Annotated in this window: 19 protein-coding genes; 10 read left to right on the forward strand and 9 right to left on the reverse strand. The window is 32.3% G+C overall.

Annotated features, from left to right (window positions below):
* Positions 1 to 78 precede the first annotated feature (78 nt).
* From C7448_RS01525 to trxA, 3 genes are all read right to left on the reverse strand, one after another.
* Positions 79 to 2,463 carry a ribonucleoside-diphosphate reductase subunit alpha gene (locus C7448_RS01525; RefSeq protein WP_115900109.1) on the reverse strand — a complete coding sequence of 795 codons (2,385 nt, stop codon included), beginning with the start codon at positions 2,461 to 2,463 and terminating at the stop codon, positions 79 to 81.
* Positions 2,464 to 2,635: 172 nt separating this feature from the next.
* Positions 2,636 to 3,607, reverse strand: coding sequence for a ribonucleotide-diphosphate reductase subunit beta (locus C7448_RS01530; RefSeq protein ID WP_115899598.1), 972 nt, complete (start codon positions 3,605 to 3,607; stop codon positions 2,636 to 2,638).
* A gap of 305 nt (positions 3,608 to 3,912) precedes the next feature.
* Entirely contained in the window at positions 3,913 to 4,272 is a 360-nt protein-coding gene (gene trxA / locus C7448_RS01535; protein ID WP_115899599.1) for a thioredoxin, read from the reverse strand.
* Positions 4,273 to 4,416: 144 nt separating this feature from the next.
* Here trxA and C7448_RS01540 point away from each other — a divergent pair, with 144 nt between their 5' ends.
* From C7448_RS01540 to C7448_RS01560, 5 genes are all read left to right on the forward strand, one after another.
* The gene (locus C7448_RS01540; protein WP_115899600.1) at positions 4,417 to 6,576 is read left to right on the forward strand and encodes a prolyl oligopeptidase family serine peptidase; all 2,160 of its coding nucleotides are present in this window, start codon (positions 4,417 to 4,419) and stop codon (positions 6,574 to 6,576) included.
* A gap of 113 nt (positions 6,577 to 6,689) precedes the next feature.
* On the forward strand, positions 6,690 to 8,792 hold the full coding sequence (locus C7448_RS01545; protein WP_115899601.1) for a M13 family metallopeptidase: 2,103 nt from the start codon (positions 6,690 to 6,692) through the stop codon (positions 8,790 to 8,792).
* 128 nt (positions 8,793 to 8,920) lie between these two features.
* The gene (locus tag C7448_RS01550; protein WP_115899602.1) at positions 8,921 to 9,334 is read left to right on the forward strand and encodes an ATP-dependent zinc protease family protein; all 414 of its coding nucleotides are present in this window, start codon (positions 8,921 to 8,923) and stop codon (positions 9,332 to 9,334) included.
* Between the two features lie 3 nt (positions 9,335 to 9,337).
* Positions 9,338 to 10,210, forward strand: coding sequence for a 30S ribosomal protein S6--L-glutamate ligase (gene rimK / locus C7448_RS01555; protein WP_115899603.1), 873 nt, complete (start codon positions 9,338 to 9,340; stop codon positions 10,208 to 10,210).
* Between the two features lie 63 nt (positions 10,211 to 10,273).
* Positions 10,274 to 11,209 carry an ABC transporter ATP-binding protein gene (locus C7448_RS01560; RefSeq protein WP_115899604.1) on the forward strand — a complete coding sequence of 312 codons (936 nt, stop codon included), beginning with the start codon at positions 10,274 to 10,276 and terminating at the stop codon, positions 11,207 to 11,209.
* A gap of 185 nt (positions 11,210 to 11,394) precedes the next feature.
* Here C7448_RS01560 and C7448_RS01565 read toward each other — a convergent pair whose 3' ends face one another.
* Complete coding sequence (locus tag C7448_RS01565) at positions 11,395 to 11,847, reverse strand: GreA/GreB family elongation factor (RefSeq protein ID WP_115899605.1); 453 nt, start codon at positions 11,845 to 11,847, stop codon at positions 11,395 to 11,397.
* 22 nt (positions 11,848 to 11,869) lie between these two features.
* Positions 11,870 to 12,979, reverse strand: coding sequence for an NAD(P)/FAD-dependent oxidoreductase (locus C7448_RS01570; protein WP_115900110.1), 1,110 nt, complete (start codon positions 12,977 to 12,979; stop codon positions 11,870 to 11,872).
* Between the two features lie 77 nt (positions 12,980 to 13,056).
* On the opposite strand from C7448_RS01570, the gene C7448_RS01575 reads away from it, so the two are divergent.
* The 4 genes from C7448_RS01575 to C7448_RS01590 all read left to right on the forward strand — a co-directional run bounded on the left by C7448_RS01575 (position 13,057) and on the right by C7448_RS01590 (position 16,582).
* The gene (locus tag C7448_RS01575; protein WP_115899606.1) at positions 13,057 to 13,530 is read left to right on the forward strand and encodes a hypothetical protein; all 474 of its coding nucleotides are present in this window, start codon (positions 13,057 to 13,059) and stop codon (positions 13,528 to 13,530) included.
* Between the two features lie 101 nt (positions 13,531 to 13,631).
* Entirely contained in the window at positions 13,632 to 14,549 is a 918-nt protein-coding gene (locus C7448_RS01580; protein WP_115899607.1) for a hypothetical protein, read from the forward strand.
* A gap of 134 nt (positions 14,550 to 14,683) precedes the next feature.
* Positions 14,684 to 15,439 (forward strand): SDR family NAD(P)-dependent oxidoreductase, encoded by a 756-nt coding sequence (locus tag C7448_RS01585; RefSeq protein WP_115899608.1) that lies wholly within the window; start codon positions 14,684 to 14,686, stop codon positions 15,437 to 15,439.
* 3 nt (positions 15,440 to 15,442) lie between these two features.
* Positions 15,443 to 16,582, forward strand: coding sequence for an ATP-binding protein (locus C7448_RS01590; RefSeq protein WP_115899609.1), 1,140 nt, complete (start codon positions 15,443 to 15,445; stop codon positions 16,580 to 16,582).
* Between the two features lie 525 nt (positions 16,583 to 17,107).
* Here the strand turns inward: C7448_RS01590 and C7448_RS01595 are convergent.
* The 3 genes from C7448_RS01595 to C7448_RS01605 form a co-directional block, all read right to left on the reverse strand.
* A complete protein-coding gene (locus C7448_RS01595) occupies positions 17,108 to 17,869 on the reverse strand; it encodes a cyclase family protein (protein ID WP_115899610.1) in 762 nt (253 codons plus the stop codon).
* A gap of 68 nt (positions 17,870 to 17,937) precedes the next feature.
* Positions 17,938 to 20,259, reverse strand: coding sequence for a GH92 family glycosyl hydrolase (locus C7448_RS01600; protein WP_115899611.1), 2,322 nt, complete (start codon positions 20,257 to 20,259; stop codon positions 17,938 to 17,940).
* Positions 20,260 to 20,420: 161 nt separating this feature from the next.
* On the reverse strand, positions 20,421 to 20,960 hold the full coding sequence (locus C7448_RS01605; RefSeq protein ID WP_115899612.1) for a hypothetical protein: 540 nt from the start codon (positions 20,958 to 20,960) through the stop codon (positions 20,421 to 20,423).
* Positions 20,961 to 21,143: 183 nt separating this feature from the next.
* Between C7448_RS01605 and C7448_RS01610 the strand changes: the two genes are divergently transcribed.
* Positions 21,144 to 21,527 (forward strand): ankyrin repeat domain-containing protein, encoded by a 384-nt coding sequence (locus tag C7448_RS01610; RefSeq protein ID WP_115899613.1) that lies wholly within the window; start codon positions 21,144 to 21,146, stop codon positions 21,525 to 21,527.
* A 73-nt stretch (positions 21,528 to 21,600) separates the two neighbouring features.
* On the opposite strand, the gene amaB is transcribed toward C7448_RS01610, so the two are convergent.
* Complete coding sequence (amaB, locus tag C7448_RS01615; RefSeq protein ID WP_115900111.1) at positions 21,601 to 23,142, reverse strand: L-piperidine-6-carboxylate dehydrogenase; 1,542 nt, start codon at positions 23,140 to 23,142, stop codon at positions 21,601 to 21,603.
* Positions 23,143 to 23,189 lie beyond the last annotated feature (47 nt).

Genomic DNA, 23,189 nt, shown 5'->3' on the forward strand with positions numbered 1-23,189 from the left:
TAGAGTAAAATTTTTTCGAAAATACTAAAAAAGAGAAGTCCTTCAACTTCTCTTTATCACTTTTGATTTATTTTTGGCTTAAGATCCACACATTAAACAATCATCTGGGCCTGCTTCTTTAGAAGCTTCAACCATGGCCTTAAATTCTTCTGGGCTCATTGGTTTTTCCTCTTCTTTCTTTTCTATATTTAATGTGAATTGCTTCGCGTTTACTGCAGATTTTGTACGTAAGTAGTACATTCCTGTTTTTAATCCAGATTTCCAAGCATAGAAATGCATAGAGGTTAGCTTTGCATAATCAGGATCTTGCATGAATAAGTTCAACGATTGAGATTGATCGATAAAATATCCTCTATGGCGCGCCATATCAATAATATCTTTCATACTCATCTCCCAAACAGTTCTATATAAATCTTTTAACTCTTGTGGAATAGCTTCAATATGTTGGATAGATCCATTGGCACGCATAATATCTTCTTTCATATTATTATCCCATAAATCTAACTCAACTAAATCTTCTAGTAAGTGCTTATTCACTACAATAAACTCTCCTGATAATACTCTACGTGTGTAGATATTAGAAGTATATGGTTCAAAAGCTTCATTGTTTCCTAAAATTTGAGATGTAGATGCTGTAGGCATTGGTGCTACTAACAATGAATTACGAACTCCGTGTTTTTTTACCTCTTTACGTAACTTCGCCCAATCCCAACGACCGCTTAATTCTTCATCTTTAATTCCCCACATATTGTGTTGAAATTCTCCTTGTGACATTGGTGATCCTTCGTAAGTTGAATAGGCTCCTTTGTTTTTTGCTACTTCCATCGATGAGGTTACTGAAGCAAAATATAAGGTTTCAAAGATTTCTTGATTTAACTTCTTCGCTTCTTCTGAAGTGAATGGTAAACGCAACATAATAAAAGCATCTGCTAATCCTTGAATCCCTAATCCTACTGGACGGTGACGATAGTTAGAGTTTTCTGCTTCTTTTACAGGGTAATAGTTACGATCAATTACCGTATCTAAGTTTCTGATAACCTTTTTAGTTACTTTAAATAACTTTTTGTGGTCAAAAAACTTATTTCCATTTTCATCTTCAGCAACAAACATTGGTATTGCAATAGAAGCTAGGTTACATACTGCTACTTCATCATCAGCAGTATACTCCATAATCTCAGTACATAAGTTTGAAGAACGGATTGTTCCTAAATTCTTTTGATTTGACTTACGGTTTGCTGCATCTTTATATAACATGTACGGAGTACCTGTTTCTATTTGTGATTCTAAGATTTTCTCCCATAAATCACGTGCTTTAATGGTTTTTCTTCCTTTACCAGCTGCTTCGTAACTTGTATACAAACGCTCAAATTCTTCACCATACGTGTCATATAAATGAGGACACTCGTGTGGACACATTAACGTCCAGTCAGCATCTTCTTGTACACGTTTCATAAATAAATCTGAAATCCACATAGCATAGAATAAATCACGTGCACGCATTTCTTCTTTACCATGGTTTTTCTTTAAGTCCAAGAAATCATAAATATCAGCATGCCAAGGCTCTAAATACATTGCGAAAGAACCTTTACGTTTTCCTCCTCCTTGATCTACATAACGTGCTGTATCGTTAAATACACGTAGCATTGGTACAATTCCGTTTGAAGTTCCGTTAGTACCTGCAATATAACTTCCTGTAGCACGGATATTATGAATAGATAAACCTATACCTCCTGCTGATTGTGAAATTTTTGCTGTTTGCTTTAAGGTATCGTAAATTCCATCAATACTATCATCCTGCATTTGTAGTAAGAAACAAGATGACATTTGTGGTTTTGGTGTACCTGAGTTGAATAACGTTGGTGTTGCATGAGTAAAGTATTTTTTACTCATTAATTCGTATGTAGCAATTGCTTCGTCGATATCTTCTTTATGAATCCCTATAGCAACACGCATTAACATTTGTTGTGGTCGCTCAACAATGTTTCCGTTTAGCTTTAATAAATAAGATCTTTCTAATGTTTTAAAACCAAAATAATCGTAGTTAAAATCACGACTATAAATAATTGTCGAATCTAACTTATCAGCGTTATCCATAATAATTTTATACACATCATCTGATAATAAAGGAGCTTTATTTTCTGTACGTGGATTGATGTATTCGTATAAATCGGTCATTGTATCCGAAAACGATTTTTTGGTGTTCTTATGTAAGTTAGATACGGCAATTCTCGCTGCTAATTTCGCATAATCAGGATGTGCAGTTGTCATTGTAGCAGCAATTTCTGCCGCTAAATTATCTAATTCAGAAGTAGTTACCCCATCATACAGCCCTTCAATAACACGCATTGCTACTTTTACTGGATCAACAATCTTGTTTAATCCATAACACATTTTTCTAACCCTTGCTGTGATTTTATCGAACATCACAGGCTCTTTTCTGCCGTCTCTTTTTACTACATACATATTGATATTGGTTTTTTGGTTAATAGCGTCGTCAAAACATAGTTGTTTAGACAACATGTAAAATGTTAATACTAGTTTGTTTCTTTTTGAAACGATTATAACGCTAAAGCACTAGAAAAAGTGCTCTAGCTGAGTAATACTGCATGTAGGGGAAATAGCAGTTTATTGGTTCCTAAAAATCTGCATCAAAGCTGATGCTTCCTGTACCACCAGATTTTACTCCGGCTTTTTGGTACTCTGATACTCTTTTTTCAAAAAAGTTAGTTTTCCCTTCCAATGAAATCATTTCCATAAAATCAAATGGATTGGTAGACTCATACTCTTTTTCACATCCGAATTCTAAAAGTAGTCTATCGGTAACATACTCTAAATATTGTGTCATTAACGTAGCATTCATACCTATTAAACTCACAGGTAAAGATTCGGTAATAAACTCTCTTTCAATATTTAAAGCAGAAATAATAATTTCTTTAATTCTTTCTTTTGGCACTTTATTTACTAAGTGATTGTTGTGTAAGTGTACAGCAAAATCACAGTGCATACCCTCATCACGAGAAATTAACTCGTTTGAGAATGTTAATCCAGGTAATAATCCACGCTTCTTTAACCAAAAAATTGAACAAAACGATCCTGAAAAGAAAATTCCTTCAACTGCTGCAAAAGCAATTAAACGCTCAGCAAACGAATCAGATTCTATCCACTTTAATGCCCAATCTGCTTTCTTTTTTATGGCAGGAAAAACATCAATTGCTTTAAACAACTTGTCTTTCTCTTCTTCATCCTTAATATACGTGTCAATTAATAATGAATACGTTTCAGAATGAATATTCTCCATCATGATTTGAAAACCATAAAAGAATTTTGCTTCTGAATATTGAACTTCATTTACAAAGTTTTCCGCTAAGTTTTCGTTTACAATTCCATCAGATGCCGCAAAAAATGCTAAAACATGCTTAATAAAGTAACGTTCATCGTCTGTTAATTTAGAATTCCAATCCGTTAAGTCTGAATGTAAGTCAATTTCTTCTGCAGTCCAAAAACATGCTTGTTGCTTTTTATACCATTCCCATAAGTCGTTATGTTGAATTGGAAAAATTACAAATCTGTCTTTATTTTCTTGTAAAATTGGTTCAATCGATGCCATGCTTTTTAAGCTCTTTTTAGTGTGTTATTTTTTATTCCCTGAGATAGAAACAAAGATTGGAAAAATTGCTAAATTCTGAAAGCTATACTTATTCACAAATCCCTTGAAGTTTTTAACAAATTACTTTTCCTTCTTCAATTTACAACATTTTTATGTTTTTACAAAAACTTTAAAATCAATACTTTAAAATTTAAAAAAACGCTTGATAAGTGATACTCACTGAGTTTCTTATTTTGTGTTTTTACATAAAAAAAGTGACACAAAATGTGTCACTTTTTAAACTCTTATATTCTTCTTTTTTAAGGTTATTTTTCAACCTTTAAAACGTCTTCAATTATTTGTTCAATTTGTTTTTTTGGTAACGCTCCATGAGCCATTTGAGGATCCTCGTTAGCAGGACAAAATAACATAGAAGGAATGCTTCTTATTCCAAAAGCAGCAGATAATTCTTGTTCTGCTTCTGTATCAATTTTATAAATATTAATTTTTCCTTCGTACTCTGCACTTAATTCTTCTAAAACAGGAGCAAGTGCTTTACATGGTCCGCACCAATCAGCATAAAAATCAATTACAGCAGGTAGTCCTCCTTCAAATTTCCACTCTTTGTTTTCTTCATAGTTAAAAACCTTTTTTAAAAAAGCTTCTTTGTTTAAATTTTCAGTCATGTTTATTTCAATATTGTAGTTAGGTAAAGGTAGTCGTTTTTATTTCAATAGGTTTACACGGCTGTTTTTGTTAAAATCGTCTTAAAATCAATAGCTATGATTGTTTTTCTTCTAACTTTGGTCAAATTAACCAATTTTTTAATCATGAGAAAAATCCTTCTTCCCATTATTTGTGCAGGAACAATTTTAGTTTCTTGTAAAGAAGAAAAGCAACCTAAAAACAATATTAGTGTGAACTATCCAGAAACAGCTAAAAAACCTGTTGTAGATGAATATTTTGATACTAAAGTAACCGATAACTATCGTTGGTTAGAAGACGATAGAAGTGACGAAACTGAAGCTTGGGTAAAAGCAGAAAATGAAGTTACTTTCGATTACTTAGACAAAATTCCATATCGCGAGCAATTAAAAAACCGTTTATCTGAGTTATGGAACTACGAAAAAGTAGGGACTCCATTTAAAGAAGGTGATTATACTTATTTTTATAAAAACAACGGACTACAAAACCAATATGTTTTATATAGAAAAGATAAAGATGGTAAAGAAGAGGTTTTCTTAGACCCTAACACTTTTGCTGAAGATGGAACAACATCATTAGGTTCTGTAAGTTTTACCAAAGATGGAAAAACTGTAGCCTACGCAATTTCTGAAGGAGGTAGTGATTGGAGAAAGGTTATTGTTATGGACGCAGAGACTAAACAAATCAAAGAAGATACTTTAGTAGATGTAAAGTTTTCTGGAATTGCTTGGAAAGGAAACGAAGGTTTTTACTACTCTAGTTATGATAAACCTAAAGGAAGTGAATTATCTGCAAAAACAGATCAACACAAACTATACTTTCATAAATTAGGAACCCCACAAAGTTCTGATGAGGTTATTTTTGGGGCTACTCCAGAAGAAAAACACCGTTATGTTGGTGGATATTTAACTGAGGATAATAAATACTTATTAGTATCTGCTTCTACCTCAACTTCTGGAAACAAGTTATTCATTAAAGATTTAACCAGTTCAAACAGTAAATTAACTCCTATCATTGACAATTTTGATAGCGATACTGGTGTAATTGATAGCAAAGGAAGTAAACTATACTTAGTAACCAACTTAAATGCACCTAACAAAAAAATTGTTACCGTAGATGCTTCAAACCCTACACCAGAAAACTGGGTAGATTTTATTCCTGAAACAGAAAATGTACTATCTCCTTCAACAGGAGCTGGATATTTCTTTGCAAAGTATATGGTAGATGCTGTTTCAAAAGTAGTACAATATGATTTCGACGGAAAACTAATCCGTGAAGTAAAATTACCAGGAGTGGGAACTGCTGGTGGTTTCGGTGGAAAAACTGACGCTAAAGAATTATATTTCTCTTTTACCAACTACAACACCCCAGGTTCTTCATACAAGTTCAATCCAGAAGATGGAACCTATGAATTATACTGGAAACCTGCTATTTCATTCAACTCAGATAATTATGAAAGCAAGCAAGTATTTTACACTTCAAAAGACGGAACGAAAGTTCCTATGATTATCACTTATAAAAAAGGTTTAGAATTAAACGGTAAAAATCCAACTATTTTATATGGTTACGGAGGATTCAATGTAAGTTTAACACCTAGCTTTAGTATTGCAAATGCAGTTTGGATGGAACAAGGTGGTGTGTATGCTGTACCAAACCTACGTGGTGGTGGTGAATATGGTAAAAAATGGCACAATGCAGGTACACAATTAAAAAAACAAAATGTATTTGACGATTTTATTGCTGCTGCTGAATACTTAATCAAAGAAAACTATACTTCATCTGATTATTTAGCAATTAGAGGAGGCTCTAACGGAGGTTTATTAGTAGGCGCTGCGATGACGCAACGTCCTGATTTAATGAAAGTAGCTTTACCTGCGGTAGGAGTACTAGATATGTTACGTTATCACACATTTACAGCAGGAGCTGGTTGGGCTTATGACTATGGAACTTCTGAGCAAAGCAAAGAAATGTTTGAATATTTAAAAGGATATTCACCTGTACATAACGTGAAAGAAAATACTCAGTATCCAGCAACCATGATAACAACTGGAGATCATGATGATCGTGTAGTACCAGCGCACAGTTTTAAGTTTGCTGCTGAATTACAAGACAAGCAACAAGGAAACAATCCTATTTTAATTAGAATTGAAACCAATGCTGGTCACGGAGCAGGAACTCCTGTAGCAAAAACTATTGAACAATACTCTGATATTTTTGGTTTCACCTTGTTTAATATGGGGTTTGAATCGTTACCTAATGCACCAAAATCTAAAATAAAAAGTTAAAAACTGTAACAATTTTATAAAAATACACTCTTATTTAGAGTAAATTTACTACCTCGAGGCAAAATCCTCGAGGTAGTTTGTTAAAATTAAGATTCATTCAAAAAACATTAAAAATGAAAACCATTCAAAAAATGCTGTTTACTACTGCAGTTGCTTCTTTAGGGGTTATTGCATGTAAAACAGACAAAAAGCCTGAAGAGAAAGTACAGGCAATTGTTTTAGAAAACATGGATACCTCGGTTAAACCAACCGATGATTTCTTTAGATATGTTAACGGTTCTTGGATTGACAATACCGAAATTCCTGCAGATGAAACTTCTTGGGGAGGGTTTAATCAATTAAGAAAAACTACTACCAAAGATGTATTAGCTATCTTAAACAAAGCTATTGAAGAAGGTAACTTCCCAAAAGTAAAAGATGCTGAAGGAAAAGAGATAGATTCTGACCAAGAAAAAGCGGTAAACTACTACGAAACCATTATGGATACCGTAGCTAGAAACAATGCTGGTAAAGCTCCAGTACAACCTTTTCTTGAAAAAATTGAAGAAATTAAAGACTTAAACGACGTACAAACATTCATTACCAACATGGCTCCTTATGGGGGTGCTGGTTTTTATGGTTTTGGTGTGTTTAACGACCTTAAGAACAGTAGTATGAATGCTGGTTACATGGGAGCTGGTGGACTTGGTTTATCAAGAGATTACTATGTAGATGAAAAGGTAAAAGACAAACTTGAAAAATATGAAGTATTTGTAGCTAAAATGTTACAAGAGTTTGGTGATGATGAGGCTACAGCTAAAGAAAATGCAGCTACTATAGTTGCTTTCGAAAAAAGTTTAGCAGAGCCTAGAATGACTAAAGAAGAACGTAGAGATACACGTAAAATTTACAACCCAATGACCATTGCTGAATTAACTGAGTTAGCTCCAGTAATCGATTGGGAAGCTCATTTAAAAGGAATTGGTGTTGATCTTGAAGGGTTAGATGGTGCTAAAGGTCTTGAAAAGATTATTGTTACAGATCCAGGTTACTTCAAAGCAATGAATGATGTTCTTAAGAATAGTCCTATTGAAACGGTTAAATTATCATTACGTTGGAACGCTATTAACAACTCATTAGGTTTATTATCTACCGATTTAGAAACTGCAAACTGGGAATTTTACAGCAAAGAAATGCGTGGTGCTAAACAACAACGCCCAAGAAACGAGCGTGCTTTAGCAAACTTAAATGGAGCTATTGGTGAGGCTTTAGGTAAATTATATGTAGATGAAAAGTTTCCACCTGAAGCGAAGCAAAAAGCTAAGGAAATGATTGACAACGTAATGTTAGGTTTCGAAAAACGTATTGCGCAATTACCATGGATGAGTGAAGAAACAAAAGAAAAAGCTTTAGAAAAATTACACAAATTAACTGTTAAGATTGCATACCCTGATAAATGGAAAGACTACTCTGCTTTACTTGTTAAAGGATTAGATGAAGGTGGTACATATTTTGACAATGCTGTAAACGTTCGTAAGTGGAACTTTGAAAAAGATATGGCTAAGTTAGGTAAAGAAGTGGATAGAACTGAATGGGGAATGTCTCCTCAAACAGTAAACGCTTACTTTAACCCTGTAAACAATGAAATCGTATTCCCAGCAGCAATTTTACAACCTCCTTTCTATAACTACAAAGCTGATGAAGCTGTAAATTATGGAGGAATTGGAGCTGTTATTGGTCATGAAATCTCTCATAGTTTTGATGATTCTGGTGCTCGTTTTGATGGTGATGGAAACCTTAAAAACTGGTGGACAGAAGAGGATTCTGAAAAATTTAAAATAGCAGGTGCTAAATTAATAAAACAATACAGTGATATTATTGCTATTGATAGCATGCATTTAAATGGAGAATATACTTTAGGAGAAAATATTGGTGATTTAGGGGGTGTACAAGCTGCCTATGAAGGATTACAGGTTTTCTTAGGAAAAAATGGTCGTCCAGAAAAAATTGATGGATATACACCTGAACAACGTTTCTTCCTTTCTTGGGGAACTATTTGGAGAACAAAAATGCGTGATGAAGCTCTTAAAAACTTGATTATGACAAATACACATGCTCCAGGGCAATACAGAGCCTATATGCCTCTTAAAAACGTAGATGCTTTCTATGAAGCATTTGATGTTAAAGAAGGAGATAAAATGTATTTAAAACCAGAAGATCGTGTAAGAATTTGGTAAATTCAATAAAAAAATAAGTACCTTTAAACCAGTGTATAAGCACTGGTTTTTTTATTTTAAAAAATTAATAATAGAGTATTGTATATTTCAAAAAATAGTAAGTAATTCGCTCACCTTAATTTTAAAAAATGAGACTAATTGGAAGGGTTGAAAAAATATCCTTTTTAAACTGGGAAATAGAAGATTTGCCCGTAAAGATTGATACAGGAGCTTATACTTCTGCGATACACTGCAAACATATTGAAGAAAAAGACGGTGTATTAGAGTTTATACTATTATGTCCTAAGACAGAAAGATATAATAATAAATTGCTCCAAACAACAAAATATAAAGTTAAAAGCATAAGAAGCTCAAATGGAAAAAAACAAAAAAGGTATGTTGTTTCCACCTCCGCTATTTTTTATGGAAAAAAATATAAAATAAAGCTATCGCTATCAGATAGAGGTAAAATGAATTATCCAGTATTAATTGGTAGAAAATTTTTAAACAAAAAATTTATTGTGGACGTTTCACAAAAAAACATCACATCAAAAGAAATATAAAAAATGAAAATTGTTGTTCTTTCTAGAAACCCTAAATTATATTCAACTAAACGCTTAGTAGAAGCGGGCGAAAAAAGAGGGCATGAAATGGTCGTATTAGACCATACTAAATGTGACCTTATTATTGAAAAAAAGAAGCCTGCTATAGTGTACAATCATGAACTTATAACTGATGTTGATGCTATTATACCACGTATTGGTGCTTCAGTTACTTTTTATGGTACTGCTGTAGTACGTCAATTCGAAATGATGAAGGTGTTTTCTGCTGTAGAATCTCAGGCTTTAGTACGATCTAGAGATAAACTGAGCAGTTTACAGGTGCTTTCAAGAGCAAATTTAGGGCTACCAAAAACCGTTTTTACCAATTACTCTAAAGATACTTCTGAAATCATCAAAAAAGTAGGAGGAGCTCCTTTAATTGTTAAACTTTTAGAAGGAACACAAGGTTTAGGTGTTGTGTTAGCAGAAACCAAAAAAGCTGCAGAATCTGTTATAGAAGCTTTTAACGGCTTACAAGCTCGTGTAATTGTTCAAGAATATATTAAAGAAGCTAAAGGAGCAGATATTCGTGTTTTTGTTGTGGATGGTGTTGTTGTTGGAGCTATGAAGCGTCAAGGAAAGGAAGGAGAGTTCAGATCAAACTTACATAGAGGAGGAACTTCAGAAATTATAGAGTTAACTGATGAAGAAGAAAACGCTGCTTTAAAAGCTGTAAAAGCAATGAAATTAGGTATTGCTGGTGTAGATATGTTACAGTCAGATAGAGGTCCGTTAATTTTAGAAGTCAATTCTTCTCCTGGTTTAGAAGGTATAGAAAAAGCTACAGAAAAAGATGTAGCAAAAAGCATTATACGTTACGTAGAAAGAAGCGCTTAAAAACAAAACCGATACAGAGAGTATCGGTTTTTTGTTTATAACTAAACAATTACTTTTGTAGCTATGCTACAAGTAAACAATATTTCATTCACTTATCCGTCAAAAGAAAAAACTTTAGAAAACATCCAATTTACACTTCAAAAAGGAGAGCATCTCTGTGTAATGGGTGAAAGCGGTTGTGGGAAATCTACCCTTTTAAAAATTGTATATGGATTACTCGATGTTGATCATGGAAGTTTACACTGGAACGATACACAAATATTAGGGCCTGAACATTACCTTGTTCCTGGTATGGAGTTTTTTAAATACGTAGCGCAAGATTTCGATCTAATGCCTTTTACCTCGGTAAGCGAAAACATTAAGAAATTTTTATCTAGATTTTACCCAAAAGAAGCAGAAAACAGAACTCAAGAATTACTTGAAGTTATTGAAATGACTGAATTGGCTAACGAAAAAGTTAAAAACTTAAGTGGCGGACAGCAACAACGAGTAGCCATAGCAAGGGCTCTTGCAAAAGAACCTAAATTATTATTGTTAGATGAACCTTTTAGTCAAATAGACAACTTTAAAAAAAACTCTTTAAGAAGACGGTTATTTGCTTATTTAAAAAAGAAAAGCATTGCCTGCATTGTTGCAACACACGACGGAAATGATGCACTTTCTTTTGCTGATACTATGATGGTAATTCGCAACCATCAAATCATTGCATACAACAGTCCATCAAACCTATACAAACATCCTAATGAAAAATATATTGCATCATTATTTGATGATGTAAATGAACTTACTATTAACAAGCAAACACTACTGCTATACCCAAATTTACTTGAGATTACTCAAGAGTCATCAAAATTAAAAGGAACTGTACTAAAATCTTATTTTAAAGGAGGATATTGGCTAATTGAAGTTGCTTATAATAACCAATCAATTTTTATAAATCACTTTGAGAGTATTGAGTATAAAAAAAGAATCTCTTTTAAGTTAAAAGAGATTCTTTAAACCAATAATAACTATCTCAATAATTATTACTCAACTATCTTAAAATAAATTGCTTAAAAAAAATACACCCTTACCGTCTAAACACCAAAAGATAAAAGTGTATTATAGCTTCTTTTTCTGTTCTGGTTATAACAACCTTTCCTGCATTTAGAACAAGTAGTTTTTATTTTACCCTACCTTATGCTTTAAAAAACTTTTTTAATGGTACTTTTCCCTCCGTTAAACTCAAAAGACTCTCCTTCTTTTTTTCCTAAGATTAACTTTCCTATGGGTGAAGATGGAGATACAGCAAAGTATTTTTTATTTTCAACAACTAACAAACCTACACTTACACTAATAAAATAATTTATGGCTGAGTTGGTTATAACCACACTACCTAAATGAGCATTTTTTGAAGTCATCTCTGTATTAATTTTAGCTAGTGTTTCTTTCATTTGAGAAATTCCACTAAGTTGCTGACTCGCTTTTTCCATTTCTAACTGTAGCATTGCTCTACCTGTTTCATGTTTATCTCCTGCAGAACTCTTTGTTTCTGATTGCAAAGCTTTTTGATGAGAGGTAATCGTTTCTTCTACTGTTTGTAAACGTTTATTCACATACAACTCACATTGTTTATATAATTCTTCTTTAATATTCATTTTTTTACCTCTCTAAACAACATTAATCCATAAGTTCGGCTAGCTCCTTCCCTACCAAACTTCCTATAGCAACCCCCATTCCACCTAAACGAACTCCACAAAAAACATTATTTGAAAGCTGTTTTACTATGGTTTTTTTTTGATTTCCAACTCCCATAATTCCGCTCCAACGATGTTCAATTTCAACTTTGGTATTTGGTAGGATTGTCGTTTTTAAAATTTCCTCTAACTTGTTTTGAATAAGTACTGTCTGTCCAAAATCAGTAGTTTCTTCACCTTTGAAATCAAGATTCCTCCCTCCTCCAAACAAAACTCTATCATCAATATTTCTAAAATAATAATACCCTTTATCTAAGTGAAAGGTTCCTTTGATATGTAAATTTTCAATTGGCTTGGTAATTAGTACCTGTGCTCTTGCTGGTTGCACTTTTTCGTTTAATAGCTGATTTGCAAACCCGTTGGTAGCAATAAATAGCTTTTTGGTATTAAACGTTATTTGATTTGTTTTTACTGCAACTTGCTCATTGTTTTCAATAAAGTTTTCAACATGAATAGTATTAATGATTTTGATTCCTGAAGACAACACTTTTTCTAACAACTTTGCAGCCATTTTACCTGTATCAATCTGACCTTCAAAATTATTGGTAATATAGTTTCGATAAATCTTTTTAAAATGAAATTTATTATCATCAACAGTAAAAACATCTGAAGAAAATAACGGTTGTAAAAGCTTATTTATAGCTTCTTTTTTATGCAAACACGATTCATATAACTCGCTTGTTAAAAACAATTCATATCCTTTATTTTGTTGAAAATTGATGTTTTTATCACCTAGTATAGTTCTTAAAAGTTGTAAGCCTTCCCATCGTTTTTTTACCAAATTAAAAACTTCATCCTCAGTATGTGTTTCTAAATCATCAATTAACTCTGATAAACTCCCAAAACAAGCAAATCCTGCATTTTTAGTACTAGCTCCTTGCGGTAATACTCCTTTTTCAAGAATAAGAATTTTGGCTTTCGGGTAATTTTTACTCAGTTGTAATGCACAATTTAGCCCTACAATTCCACTTCCAACTACAGTAAAATCAACATTTGTAAACCATTCTTTTAATTCCCAATAACTGAAATTCAACTTCATATAAATCTGATTATATTTGTGACTTGGCACACTCCTTGAATATCTAAATGTAAACATTAAAAAACAACTCTATGAAATTAATTGGAATCTTAATTTTAGCTTTAAGTTTTACGAAATGCGCAAGTGTAAAAATGGAAAACAATCATCCTTTCAAAATAGAATCAGCAAGTTATTCTCATGTAACTGGTGGTGTAAAAGGTAGCTACAGCTCTACTAACTTAATTATTTATTTTGCTACTGAAGAGTCTGTTGATTTTCAAAAAGTATATTTTCAAAATAGAGTTACCAAAGCTGTTGTTGAACAGCATAATGATAAAAAGTTTATCGCTGCACGCTATAAAACCTCACTTGGTGATGATCGAAAAGATATTATTTTACATGCTGATCCTAAAAAAGAGTTTGGAAACACCCCAAATGCTCCAACAGAAGAATTTCCCTTTAATTTAAAAGAAAATGAAGCAATGGTTTCTTATGTAATAGGTGAGAAAATACACTATGTAAAAGTAGAAAACATTGTAAAAAAAGACAACGTCTTTATGCAATAAAACCTTATTAAAAAGTAATAAAAAACACCTCAAAAAGAGGTGTTTTTTATTTTTGGCACGTAATTTGAAAACTTATTAGCATAATCATAAAACGAATGCTTATGAAACGTATAAAATTACTTTTAGTACTACTTATTAGTGGTGTAACACTTACGTCGTGTGTTGTAAGAAATGATATTGTAGATGATAGTTTTTCATTACATCAATATATTTCAAGTTATGATTTATGGTATGTAGATTATCACAGAACTACAGGTAGTGGCGAAGTACCTTTTTTATCAAGAGCTTTTACCATTTCTTTTTTAAACGGAACCATGTATGCGAATAACAATATTGTTGATGTTGGTAAAACAGGCAACGGACTAGGGGTTATCGTTGGTAATTATGATACTTATGGTACAGTTTTAGAAACTCGACACAATATTGATGGTCGTTTTGATTTTGATGTTGTTCAACTTTCTAGTAATGAAATTAGAATTGATGATTTGTCTCAAAATGTGAGTTATTATCTAGTAGGATACCAAGTAGATACATTTGATTATGACATGTTATTTTATGACAATATTGAATATTTTTTACAAGAGTTTAAAGCTTGGGAAAGAACTGATGAAGCTGGAGGTACACCAACCCCTTTTGATAACGAGCATTATTTAAAGTTTACCCATGAAAATGATGTGACATTCTATTCATCACACGACCCTTTTGGCACAAATGTTGATTACATAAGTTGGGACTTTGAAGGAAGCTATATTGTCAGAAATGTTACAGGTGAAAACAACCTAAAATATTTAACACTTAATTATGATAACGGAGATACTGAAGAGTTTGATTTAACCGTTATAAATGACGAAACAATACGATTAAAACACGTAAGTTCAAGAACAACATATATTTTTTCTGGTATAGAATTTATACAATATTTAAAAGGAGAAAAAACAAGTACTACAAAACCAGCTGTAAGGAATAGCGGTAGAAAGCGTACTAAAATAGAAAGAGAAACAGTTCCGAAAAGGAAATAAAGATAAAGTTTGGTTAGTTGATTTTTGGTTGGTGTAGTAGCCAACTGAAAAGAACCGCCCTTCACAGGGCGGTTTTTCATTTTATAATAGTAGCTTAACATAAAAAAGTTTACCTTTATACAAAACAAAAAACCATGCAACAAACTGCTTTAATTACTGGAGCAACTTCAGGTATTGGTAAGGCAACCGCTCAGCTTTTTGCAAAAAAAAGCATCGACTTAATTATTTGTGGTAGGCGTATTGAAAAACTACAACAATTACAACAAGAACTATCACAATTCACCAAGGTACATATACTTCAGTTTGATGTTCGTTATAATAAAGAAGTACAGAAAGCAATCAATAGCTTACCTAACGACTTTAAACATGTTGATATTCTTATTAATAATGCTGGAAATGCCCATGGATTAAATAGCATTCAAAATGGAAATATTGATGATTGGGATGCTATGATAGATGGAAACGTTAAAGGACTCTTATACGTTTCAAAAGCAATTATTCCTCAAATGGTGGAACGTAGTAATGGGTTCATCTTAAATATCGGCTCTATTGCAGGAAAAGATGTATACCCTAACGGAAATGTGTATTGTGCATCAAAGTTCGCTGTAAACGCCTTAAACAAAGGAATGCGTATTGATTTGAATCAACATAACATTCGTGTATGTGCTATTCATCCCGGGTTGGTAGAAACTGAATTTTCTGATGTTCGTTTTAAAGGAGATTCTGAAAGAGCTAAAACCGTATATCAAGGCTACAAAGCACTACAACCTGAAGATATTGCAGATATTATTCACTTTGTAGTTACTCGTCCGTACCATGTTAATATTGAAGATTTAATTGTATACCCTACGGCGCAAGCCAGTGCAACTATTGTGAATAAAAACGCTTAAGTTGTGATTAACAAACGTCTTTTAATTAAAAACTTACTGTCTCATAACGACGAGAATAGTTTTTATGATAAAAAGCAAAAGCTATCTTTAGGTTCTAAAGAGGGAAAAGCTAAGTTTATAAAGCACGTTTGTGCACTTTCTAATTCTAACCCTAACAACAACTCCTATATTGTTATTGGTATTGAAGATGAAGAAAATAAAATTATTGGAGTCGATTTTTACGATGATAGTAAAATCCAGAATCTGGTAAATGCTTACCTTAAAAACCCTCCAAAAATAGAATATGAAAATGTTCCTTTTCCGCGTTTACAACGTCATAAAGTAATTGGTTTAGTAACTATTTATCCTACTAAATTAATTACCTCTTTAGCTAAAAATGCGTGGAAATATCGTAGAGGAACTATTTTTTATCGCAGAGGTAGTAACTCTATGCCTACCGAAGATAGTTTTATACTTAAAAACAACAATAAAGCTATTGTTGAAGCTATTGAAAAAAATGCCAGTAACAATATCCAACTTACACTCGACGGTGTTTTTGATTTTATTGATAGGCACAAACCAGAATATAACCCGCAGTACAAAGTATTTAACGAACAATTTGTGCTTTGTTGGGCTGGAAAAAAGAAAATTATAAATGATGAAGAGTTTTTTACACGGGTTGATATTGAATTGATAAACGAGCAAGTTCGTTTATTTTTTTCTTCGTTAGATGATGTACAAATTAGTTATAACGAACAATCATTTATTATTACTGAATATATTGTTTTAGGAATTGATAAGAGTGAAAAACGCTATCCGTTAGAAAAAACCATTATCAACTTTAAAGATAACGGAAAGCATGATATTGTAACGGAATTTCTCTTTGAAGCTCCTCAATATCATAACGATATATTACAGCTTATTTATAAAAACAATAATAGTATTGTTGCAAAAATTGTAAAAAAGAAGCCCCTTTCAGTTACTGAGCATGAAGATGTGTATCGATTACCCACCTCCTATTTAATTTGTTATTTAAACGGTTTTGAAAGTGCTCCTCTACAACTTAAAAAAGCAAAAAGTTATATCAAAAACTTAGAAGATAAAACTACCTATATTAAATACAAAGAAGCCATGCGCGTAATACGTAAGGTGAAGTATAGTTAGAATATTTTAATTAGAAATAATTATCACAATTTCAACCTTAATCTATCTTTTCAAATTTTTGAGAATACCCTTCGTTAGAAACAAAATTTAAAACCAGATATTGGTTCTTTAGTTCAAAAAAACAATTGCTATATTAGGGTTTTGACAACCTGTAGCTATGGTATTGTTGTCATAAGTTCCATTACTTTTAAACTCAATGGTTTTATTACTTTCAGGGGTTGGAAGGTTCCACTCCCATCCTCTGGATCAGCTAAAACCCCAATTAATTTCCACTTTCCTATCAATTATATTTCTTGACCTTCTTGATTATTACTACATGAGAACATAAGTCCAATGGCTACTAAAAGTAAAATTTTCTTTTTTATGTTTTTTAATTTACCCACTGATAATAAGATATTTAATTATGTAAAAGGCTACGTCAAATTTACAAACAACATGATTTTAGACACATTAATCGACAAATAAAAGATGGCTGTAATCCCTAAAACTGAATAACAATATGAAGTTTATATCTTTCATCGTTTTTTATTCTAACATCGCAACCACTCTTGCAGGTGCGGCAGAAGCTCCTACAATTTTTAACGGAAATACCGCTACTTTAAATCCAGCTAAGGGTAATACATCTAAGTTTACCAACTGTTCCATATGACAATACTCCTTGTTTTGTCCTACCAAATGCCCTTCCCAAAACAATTCAGAATTGTTGGTTTCTTTTGCTTTTTGAATCATATACGGAAGTGGTAAATCCCAACCCCAAGCATCAATACCCATCACTTTAATTCCTTGGTCAATTAACCATTCCGTAGCTTTTGCACTTACTCCCGTACCTTTTTTATGAAAATCTTTTGTTCCGTTAAATTTATCGCGTCCTGTTTTAATTAATACAATCATGTTCGGTTGAATTTCTAACTGATTGTTTTTTAAAAATTGTTGAATATCTTCTACGGTAATCGGATCAAAATCTACTTTATGTTTCATATCAATCACAATACCTTCTCCAAAACACCAGTCTAACGGAACTTCATCTATTGTTTTTGCCCTTTCTCCGTTTACGATTGGTGAATAGTGCCAAGGAGCATCAATATGGGTTGTAGAGTGTACGCCCATTTTATGAATCGTATCGTCCGCCCAACCTGTAAAGTTTTTTGGGAAAAGCTTAAATGGTAACCCTAATATTCTAATTAACCATTTTGCTTTATGGTGTGGTTTATGTTTTATTTTAACTTTCATAAACCAAGGATCCTGCTTATTGTATTGAATAGGTTTGGATAGATCTATAATTTTCATAGTACCGTTAGTTGTTCCAAACAAAGATAAAAGAAAATCCCTCGCTAATTGCGAGGGGTTTATATCGTTTATTTGTTGCTCATTTCGAAGACAATTTCACCACCATTAACAATATCTTGATGATTCAATAAAAAATCGTCTAGCTTTTTACCATTAACGGTTACGCTTTTTACATATATGTTTTCTTTACCTTGGTTTTTAGTTATAACTTTAAGTGTTTTCCCATTTTCTAAATGAATGGTCGCTTCTTTTACGTTAGGACTTCCTATAGCATAATAAGGCGACCCTGGAGTTACCGGGTAAAAGCCTAGGCTACTAAAAATATACCAAGCACTCATTTGACCCGCATCGTCATTTCCGCATAAACCTTCCACAGTATCTTCATACATCGTGTTCATTATCATACGAACGCGTTGTTGTGTTTTTTCTGGGTTTCCTGTCCAGTTATATAAATACGGAATATGATGTCCAGGCTCATTACCATGAACATAGTTACCTATAATACCATCTCTCGTAATATCTTCATGATGCGCAATATATTTATCCTCTATTTCTGTTGTAAATAATTCATCTAATTGTTTGCTAAATTTTTCTTTGCCTCCCATCATTTCAATCATATTATCAATATTTTGAGGCACATATAATCCATAATTCCAAGCATTTCCTTCAATAAACCCTTGACCGTGTGTATCCATCGGATCAAAATTCTCTCTAAAATTTCCATTAGATAATTTAGGACGCATAAAACCTATGGTTGGGTCATATACGTTTTTATAATATTCTGATCTTGCCAAATACTCTTTTTCTGTAGCTTCTTTTCCTGCTTTATTTGCTATTTGTGCAATACACCAATCGTTGTACGCATATTCTAATGTTTTTGAAACCGATGAACCGCTTTTATCTTCTGGAACATATTTGTAATTTATATAATCTCCTAATCCATCAAAATATCTAACTGTAGCAGTATTAGTGGATGCTTTTAAAGCATTATTTACATCAAAATCTCCCACATTTTTTGCCAATGCATCTGCAATTACAGAGGTTGCATGATAACCAATCATACACCAGTTTTCGTTGGCATAATGGCTCCAAATAGGTAACATTTTATGAACGCTTTGATCATGATGTGCTAACATCGATTTTATCATATCGTTATTTCGCTGTGGTTGAGTAATGTTATATAATGGATGTAAGGCTCTATAGGTGTCCCAAAGTGAAAAAATAGTATAGTTTGTAAAGCCTTCTGAAGTATAAATATTTTGATCTAATCCACGGTATTTTCCATCAACATCTTCATATAAAATTGGAGATAAATTTGTGTGATATAAGGCTGTATAGAATGTTGTTTTATCCTTTTCTGAAATGGTTTCTACATCAATTTTATTAAGCTCTTTATTCCACTTATTCTTAGTTTCTTCTTTTGTTTTACTGAAATTCCAATGAGGGATTTCAGTTTTTAAATTATTGAATGCTCCATTAGTACTTACCGGTGATAATGCAAATTTCACCTTAATTTTCTCTCCTTCTTTTGTATCAAAATTAAAATAAGCTCTAATGTCTTTTCCTGCCATTTCAGGAAAATTTTCATCTTGTTTAAACTTTCTATAAAAGCCATCATAAGTTTCTTTATTATATTTTTTATGCCCATAGCTTTTAAATGGCTTAGAAAACTGCATAGCAAAGAACACTTTTTTTGTTCTCGCCCATCCTTTTGTTTGTCTATACCCCGTTACCAAAGTATCGTTCTCTACTCTAATAAAAGTCCAAACATTTTTATTATCGTGGTGATATACATTATACACTAAATCTAAAAGAATGTGTGCGTTGTCTGATTTTGGAAATGTATATTGATGAAAACCTACTCGCTCACTCGCTGTAAGTTCAGCTTTAATATTATAACTATCTAAGTTTACTTCATAAAACCCTGGTGAAGCTTTTTCTGTATCATGTGAAAAAGTAGAATAAAAACCTTTGGTTCCTTCTTTTGTTTTTAATGGATCTAGAATTAAGTCACCAGTAGTTGGCATTACTAAAAAATCTCCAAGGTCTGCATGTCCTGTACCACTAAAGTTTGTGTGCGCAAAACCAATAATGGTTGAATCTTTGTATTGGTATCCTGCACAATATTCATATGTTTCTTTATTATACTTCCCATCTTGATTAAACATTACCTCAAAGTTTGTTTGAGGGCTTAATTGTACCATACCAAAAGGGGCAGTTGCACCCGGAAAAACATGTCCCATTTTACTAGTTCCTATTAATGGGTTTACATATTTTGTATAATCTTTTAAATCTGTACTTTTTTCTGTTGGTGTTTTCGAGTCTTTATTACATTTTACAGTTAATAAAAGTGTAAAAAAAAGAAGTGATAAGCTTATTATTTTTTTCATATCCTTAATAAATACAATTGATGTCACTAAAAAAATAAAAAAAAGTAAGAAATATGGATTTGAATTTTTAAATTCATAAAAAGATATAATTATAAACTTATTGTCTCTTTTTGTTTTATACTAAACAAGTAACCTTCCTGAAAAATTACAATAGGTGTTAGTTATTTTTCCTTTTTACCATCTAAATTATCTTGCAAATTTTTAAGTTCTTGCCATTTACCTTCGTAAGCTAATTTTGCTTGTTTGGGCCATGTATTAGGTTTATGAACTCTATAACGATCTCCTCCACTTTTTAATACTTCTTGACATTTTTCTACAGACGTTTCTGCTAACAACTTCCAACTATTTATACTAAAATTATGGAAAAGTTCTTCAATTTTAGGTCCAATTCCTTCAACTATTTTTAAGTCATTCTTTTTTATTTTTCTGCCAAAAATCTTTTTAACTTCATCTATATTGAATGATGTTTGTTTTTCATGTATAGATGATGCCATACTAGATTTTGCTAATTTTAAATCAGTTTCTAGTACTGACTTACTTTCTTTACAGTTCCTTAAACTAGACTCTAATTTTGCTATTTTATTCTTTAAAAGAACTATTTCGTCTTTCCTAATATTTTTACTCGATAGTTTTCCTAATAAATAGCCTAAAATAGCGGCAATTACTGCTACTGCTAATGAAATTAATATACACCAATTCATGATTTAATTATTCGGTTAATAGTTAGTTAAATTACTGATTTTTAATTTATTAAAAAATATTAAATCTGTTAAGAGATTTTTAAGAGCTTATCTTAAATAATTGTTAAGTCTATGTATTTGTTGAAACGTTTTGTTTTTATAGGCGTCTTTTAGCTGTAACCTAATCATAAAAAACTTAACATCATGAAAAAATTTGTATTAACTGCTTTAGCAATCGCTTTATCTTTCGGAACTATTACTGCTGCTTCAACTTCATATGAAGCACCTGTGAAAACTAATCTAGAATACCCTAATGTAAGTACTTTTTGTAAGTTAATTAGAGCTGGAAACTTTGAGGCTGTAAAAGCTATGGTTGAAAACGGAACAGATATTAACAGAAAATCTACTGGATTAACTCCTTTAATGTTTGCTGCTAGATATAACAAAGTAGACATCGTTAAACTTTTAATTGATAACGGAGCAAAATTAAAAACAAAGTCTGAAAGAGGATATACTGCCTTAGAATATGCTAAAATGTCGAAAGCACATGAGGCCTATAAAGTTATTTCTGTTGCTTTAGAAAAATAATATAAAACTTGTTTAAAAGCAAAAAGTCTCATCTTTCGATGAGACTTTTTTATATTTAGAAAACTATGTTTTCTTATAAATCGAACTTAATTCCTTGTGCTAAAGGTAATTCATCAGAATAGTTTACAGTATTTGTCTGACGACGCATGTATACTTTCCAAGCATCAGATCCAGACTCACGTCCACCACCTGTTTCTTTTTCACCACCAAAAGCTCCTCCAATTTCAGCACCTGAGGTACCAATGTTTACATTTGCAATACCACAATCAGATCCTGCAAACGATAAGAATTTTTCAGCTTCTTTCATTTCACTTGTCATGATTGAAGAAGATAACCCTTGCGCAACTCCGTTTTGTAATTCAATCGCGTTTTCAACCTCTCCAGAATACTTCATTAAGTATAAGATTGGAGCAAATGTTTCGTGTTGAACGATTTCAAAATGGTTTTCAGCTTCAATAATCGCTGGCTTCACATAACAACCACTTTCGTAACCTTCTCCTTCTAAAACTCCACCTTCAACTAATACGTTTCCTCCTTCAGCTTTCGCTTTTTCAATAGCTGCTAAATATGTATTTACAGAATCTTTATCAATTAATGGTCCAACGTGATTATTTTCATCTAATGGATTTCCTATTTTAATTTGACCATAAGCCCCAACAATAGCGTCTCTTACTTTATCATACACAGATTCGTGAATAATTAAACGACGTGTTGATGTACAACGTTGACCACATGTACCTACAGCTCCAAATACAGCTCCAGGAACTACTACTTTTAAATCAGCAGTTGGAGTAATTATAATTGCATTATTTCCTCCTAATTCTAATAAAGATTTACCAAAACGCTCAGCAACTTTAGCACCAACAATACGTCCCATTCTTGTAGAACCAGTAGCAGAAACTAAAGGAATACGTGTATCTTCAGTAAGATATTCACCCACTTTATAATCTCCATTAACAATACAAGAAATTCCTTCTGGTAAATTATTATCTTTTAAAACCTCTGCAATGATATTTTGACAAGCTACTGAACATAAAGGTGCTTTTTCTGAACCTTTCCATACACATACGTTACCACAAATCCAAGCCAACGCTGTATTCCAAGCCCAAACAGCCACAGGAAAGTTAAATGCTGATATAATACCAACAACACCTATTGGGTGCCATTGCTCTCTCATTACGTGTTCTGGTCTTTCAGATGGAATTACTTGTCCGTTTAACTGACGAGATAAACCTACAGCAAAATCACAGATATCAATCATTTCTTGCACCTCACCTAAACCTTCTTGGTAAGATTTACCCATTTCGTAAGAAACTAATTTACCTAACGGTTCTTTTAACTCTCTTAATTTGTTTCCAAATTGACGAACAATTTCTCCACGTTGAGGTGCAGGCATAGTTCTCCAAGTTTTAAATGCTGAAGTAGCAGCATCCATCACCTTTTCGTAATCTTCTTTGGTAGAAGCTTTTACTTTTCCTATTAACTTTCCATCTACTGGTGAGTATGATTCAATAATTTCACCGTTTGAAAAGTTTACTGAACCTATTGAAGTTCCTTCATTTATTTCTTGTAAGCCTAAAGTAGCTAACGCTTCTTTAATACCAAAATCTGCCATATTTTTATATTCTAATTTTAGTTGTTTAAATTTAAAGCTCAAAACTA

The sequence above is a fragment of the Tenacibaculum gallaicum genome (assembly GCF_003387615.1).
In the GTDB taxonomy this organism is placed as follows: domain Bacteria; phylum Bacteroidota; class Bacteroidia; order Flavobacteriales; family Flavobacteriaceae; genus Polaribacter; species Polaribacter gallaicus.

Bases quoted from the DNA above. Each gene is read 5' to 3' on its own strand.
- C7448_RS01525 (WP_115900109.1), bottom strand. From the start codon at position 2,463: ATGTATGTAGTAAAAAGAGACGGCAGAAAAGAGCCTGTGATGTTCGAT.
- C7448_RS01530 (WP_115899598.1), bottom strand. From the start codon at position 3,607: ATGGCATCGATTGAACCAATTTTACAAGAAAATAAAGACAGATTTGTA.
- trxA (WP_115899599.1), bottom strand. From the start codon at position 4,272: ATGACTGAAAATTTAAACAAAGAAGCTTTTTTAAAAAAGGTTTTTAAC.
- C7448_RS01540 (WP_115899600.1), top strand. From the start codon at position 4,417: ATGAGAAAAATCCTTCTTCCCATTATTTGTGCAGGAACAATTTTAGTT.
- C7448_RS01545 (WP_115899601.1), top strand. From the start codon at position 6,690: ATGAAAACCATTCAAAAAATGCTGTTTACTACTGCAGTTGCTTCTTTA.
- C7448_RS01550 (WP_115899602.1), top strand. From the start codon at position 8,921: ATGAGACTAATTGGAAGGGTTGAAAAAATATCCTTTTTAAACTGGGAA.
- rimK (WP_115899603.1), top strand. From the start codon at position 9,338: ATGAAAATTGTTGTTCTTTCTAGAAACCCTAAATTATATTCAACTAAA.
- C7448_RS01560 (WP_115899604.1), top strand. From the start codon at position 10,274: ATGCTACAAGTAAACAATATTTCATTCACTTATCCGTCAAAAGAAAAA.
- C7448_RS01565 (WP_115899605.1), bottom strand. From the start codon at position 11,847: ATGAATATTAAAGAAGAATTATATAAACAATGTGAGTTGTATGTGAAT.
- C7448_RS01575 (WP_115899606.1), top strand. From the start codon at position 13,057: ATGAAATTAATTGGAATCTTAATTTTAGCTTTAAGTTTTACGAAATGC.
- C7448_RS01580 (WP_115899607.1), top strand. From the start codon at position 13,632: ATGAAACGTATAAAATTACTTTTAGTACTACTTATTAGTGGTGTAACA.
- C7448_RS01585 (WP_115899608.1), top strand. From the start codon at position 14,684: ATGCAACAAACTGCTTTAATTACTGGAGCAACTTCAGGTATTGGTAAG.
- C7448_RS01595 (WP_115899610.1), bottom strand. From the start codon at position 17,869: ATGAAAATTATAGATCTATCCAAACCTATTCAATACAATAAGCAGGAT.
- C7448_RS01600 (WP_115899611.1), bottom strand. From the start codon at position 20,259: ATGAAAAAAATAATAAGCTTATCACTTCTTTTTTTTACACTTTTATTA.
- C7448_RS01605 (WP_115899612.1), bottom strand. From the start codon at position 20,960: ATGAATTGGTGTATATTAATTTCATTAGCAGTAGCAGTAATTGCCGCT.
- C7448_RS01610 (WP_115899613.1), top strand. From the start codon at position 21,144: ATGAAAAAATTTGTATTAACTGCTTTAGCAATCGCTTTATCTTTCGGA.
- amaB (WP_115900111.1), bottom strand. From the start codon at position 23,142: ATGGCAGATTTTGGTATTAAAGAAGCGTTAGCTACTTTAGGCTTACAA.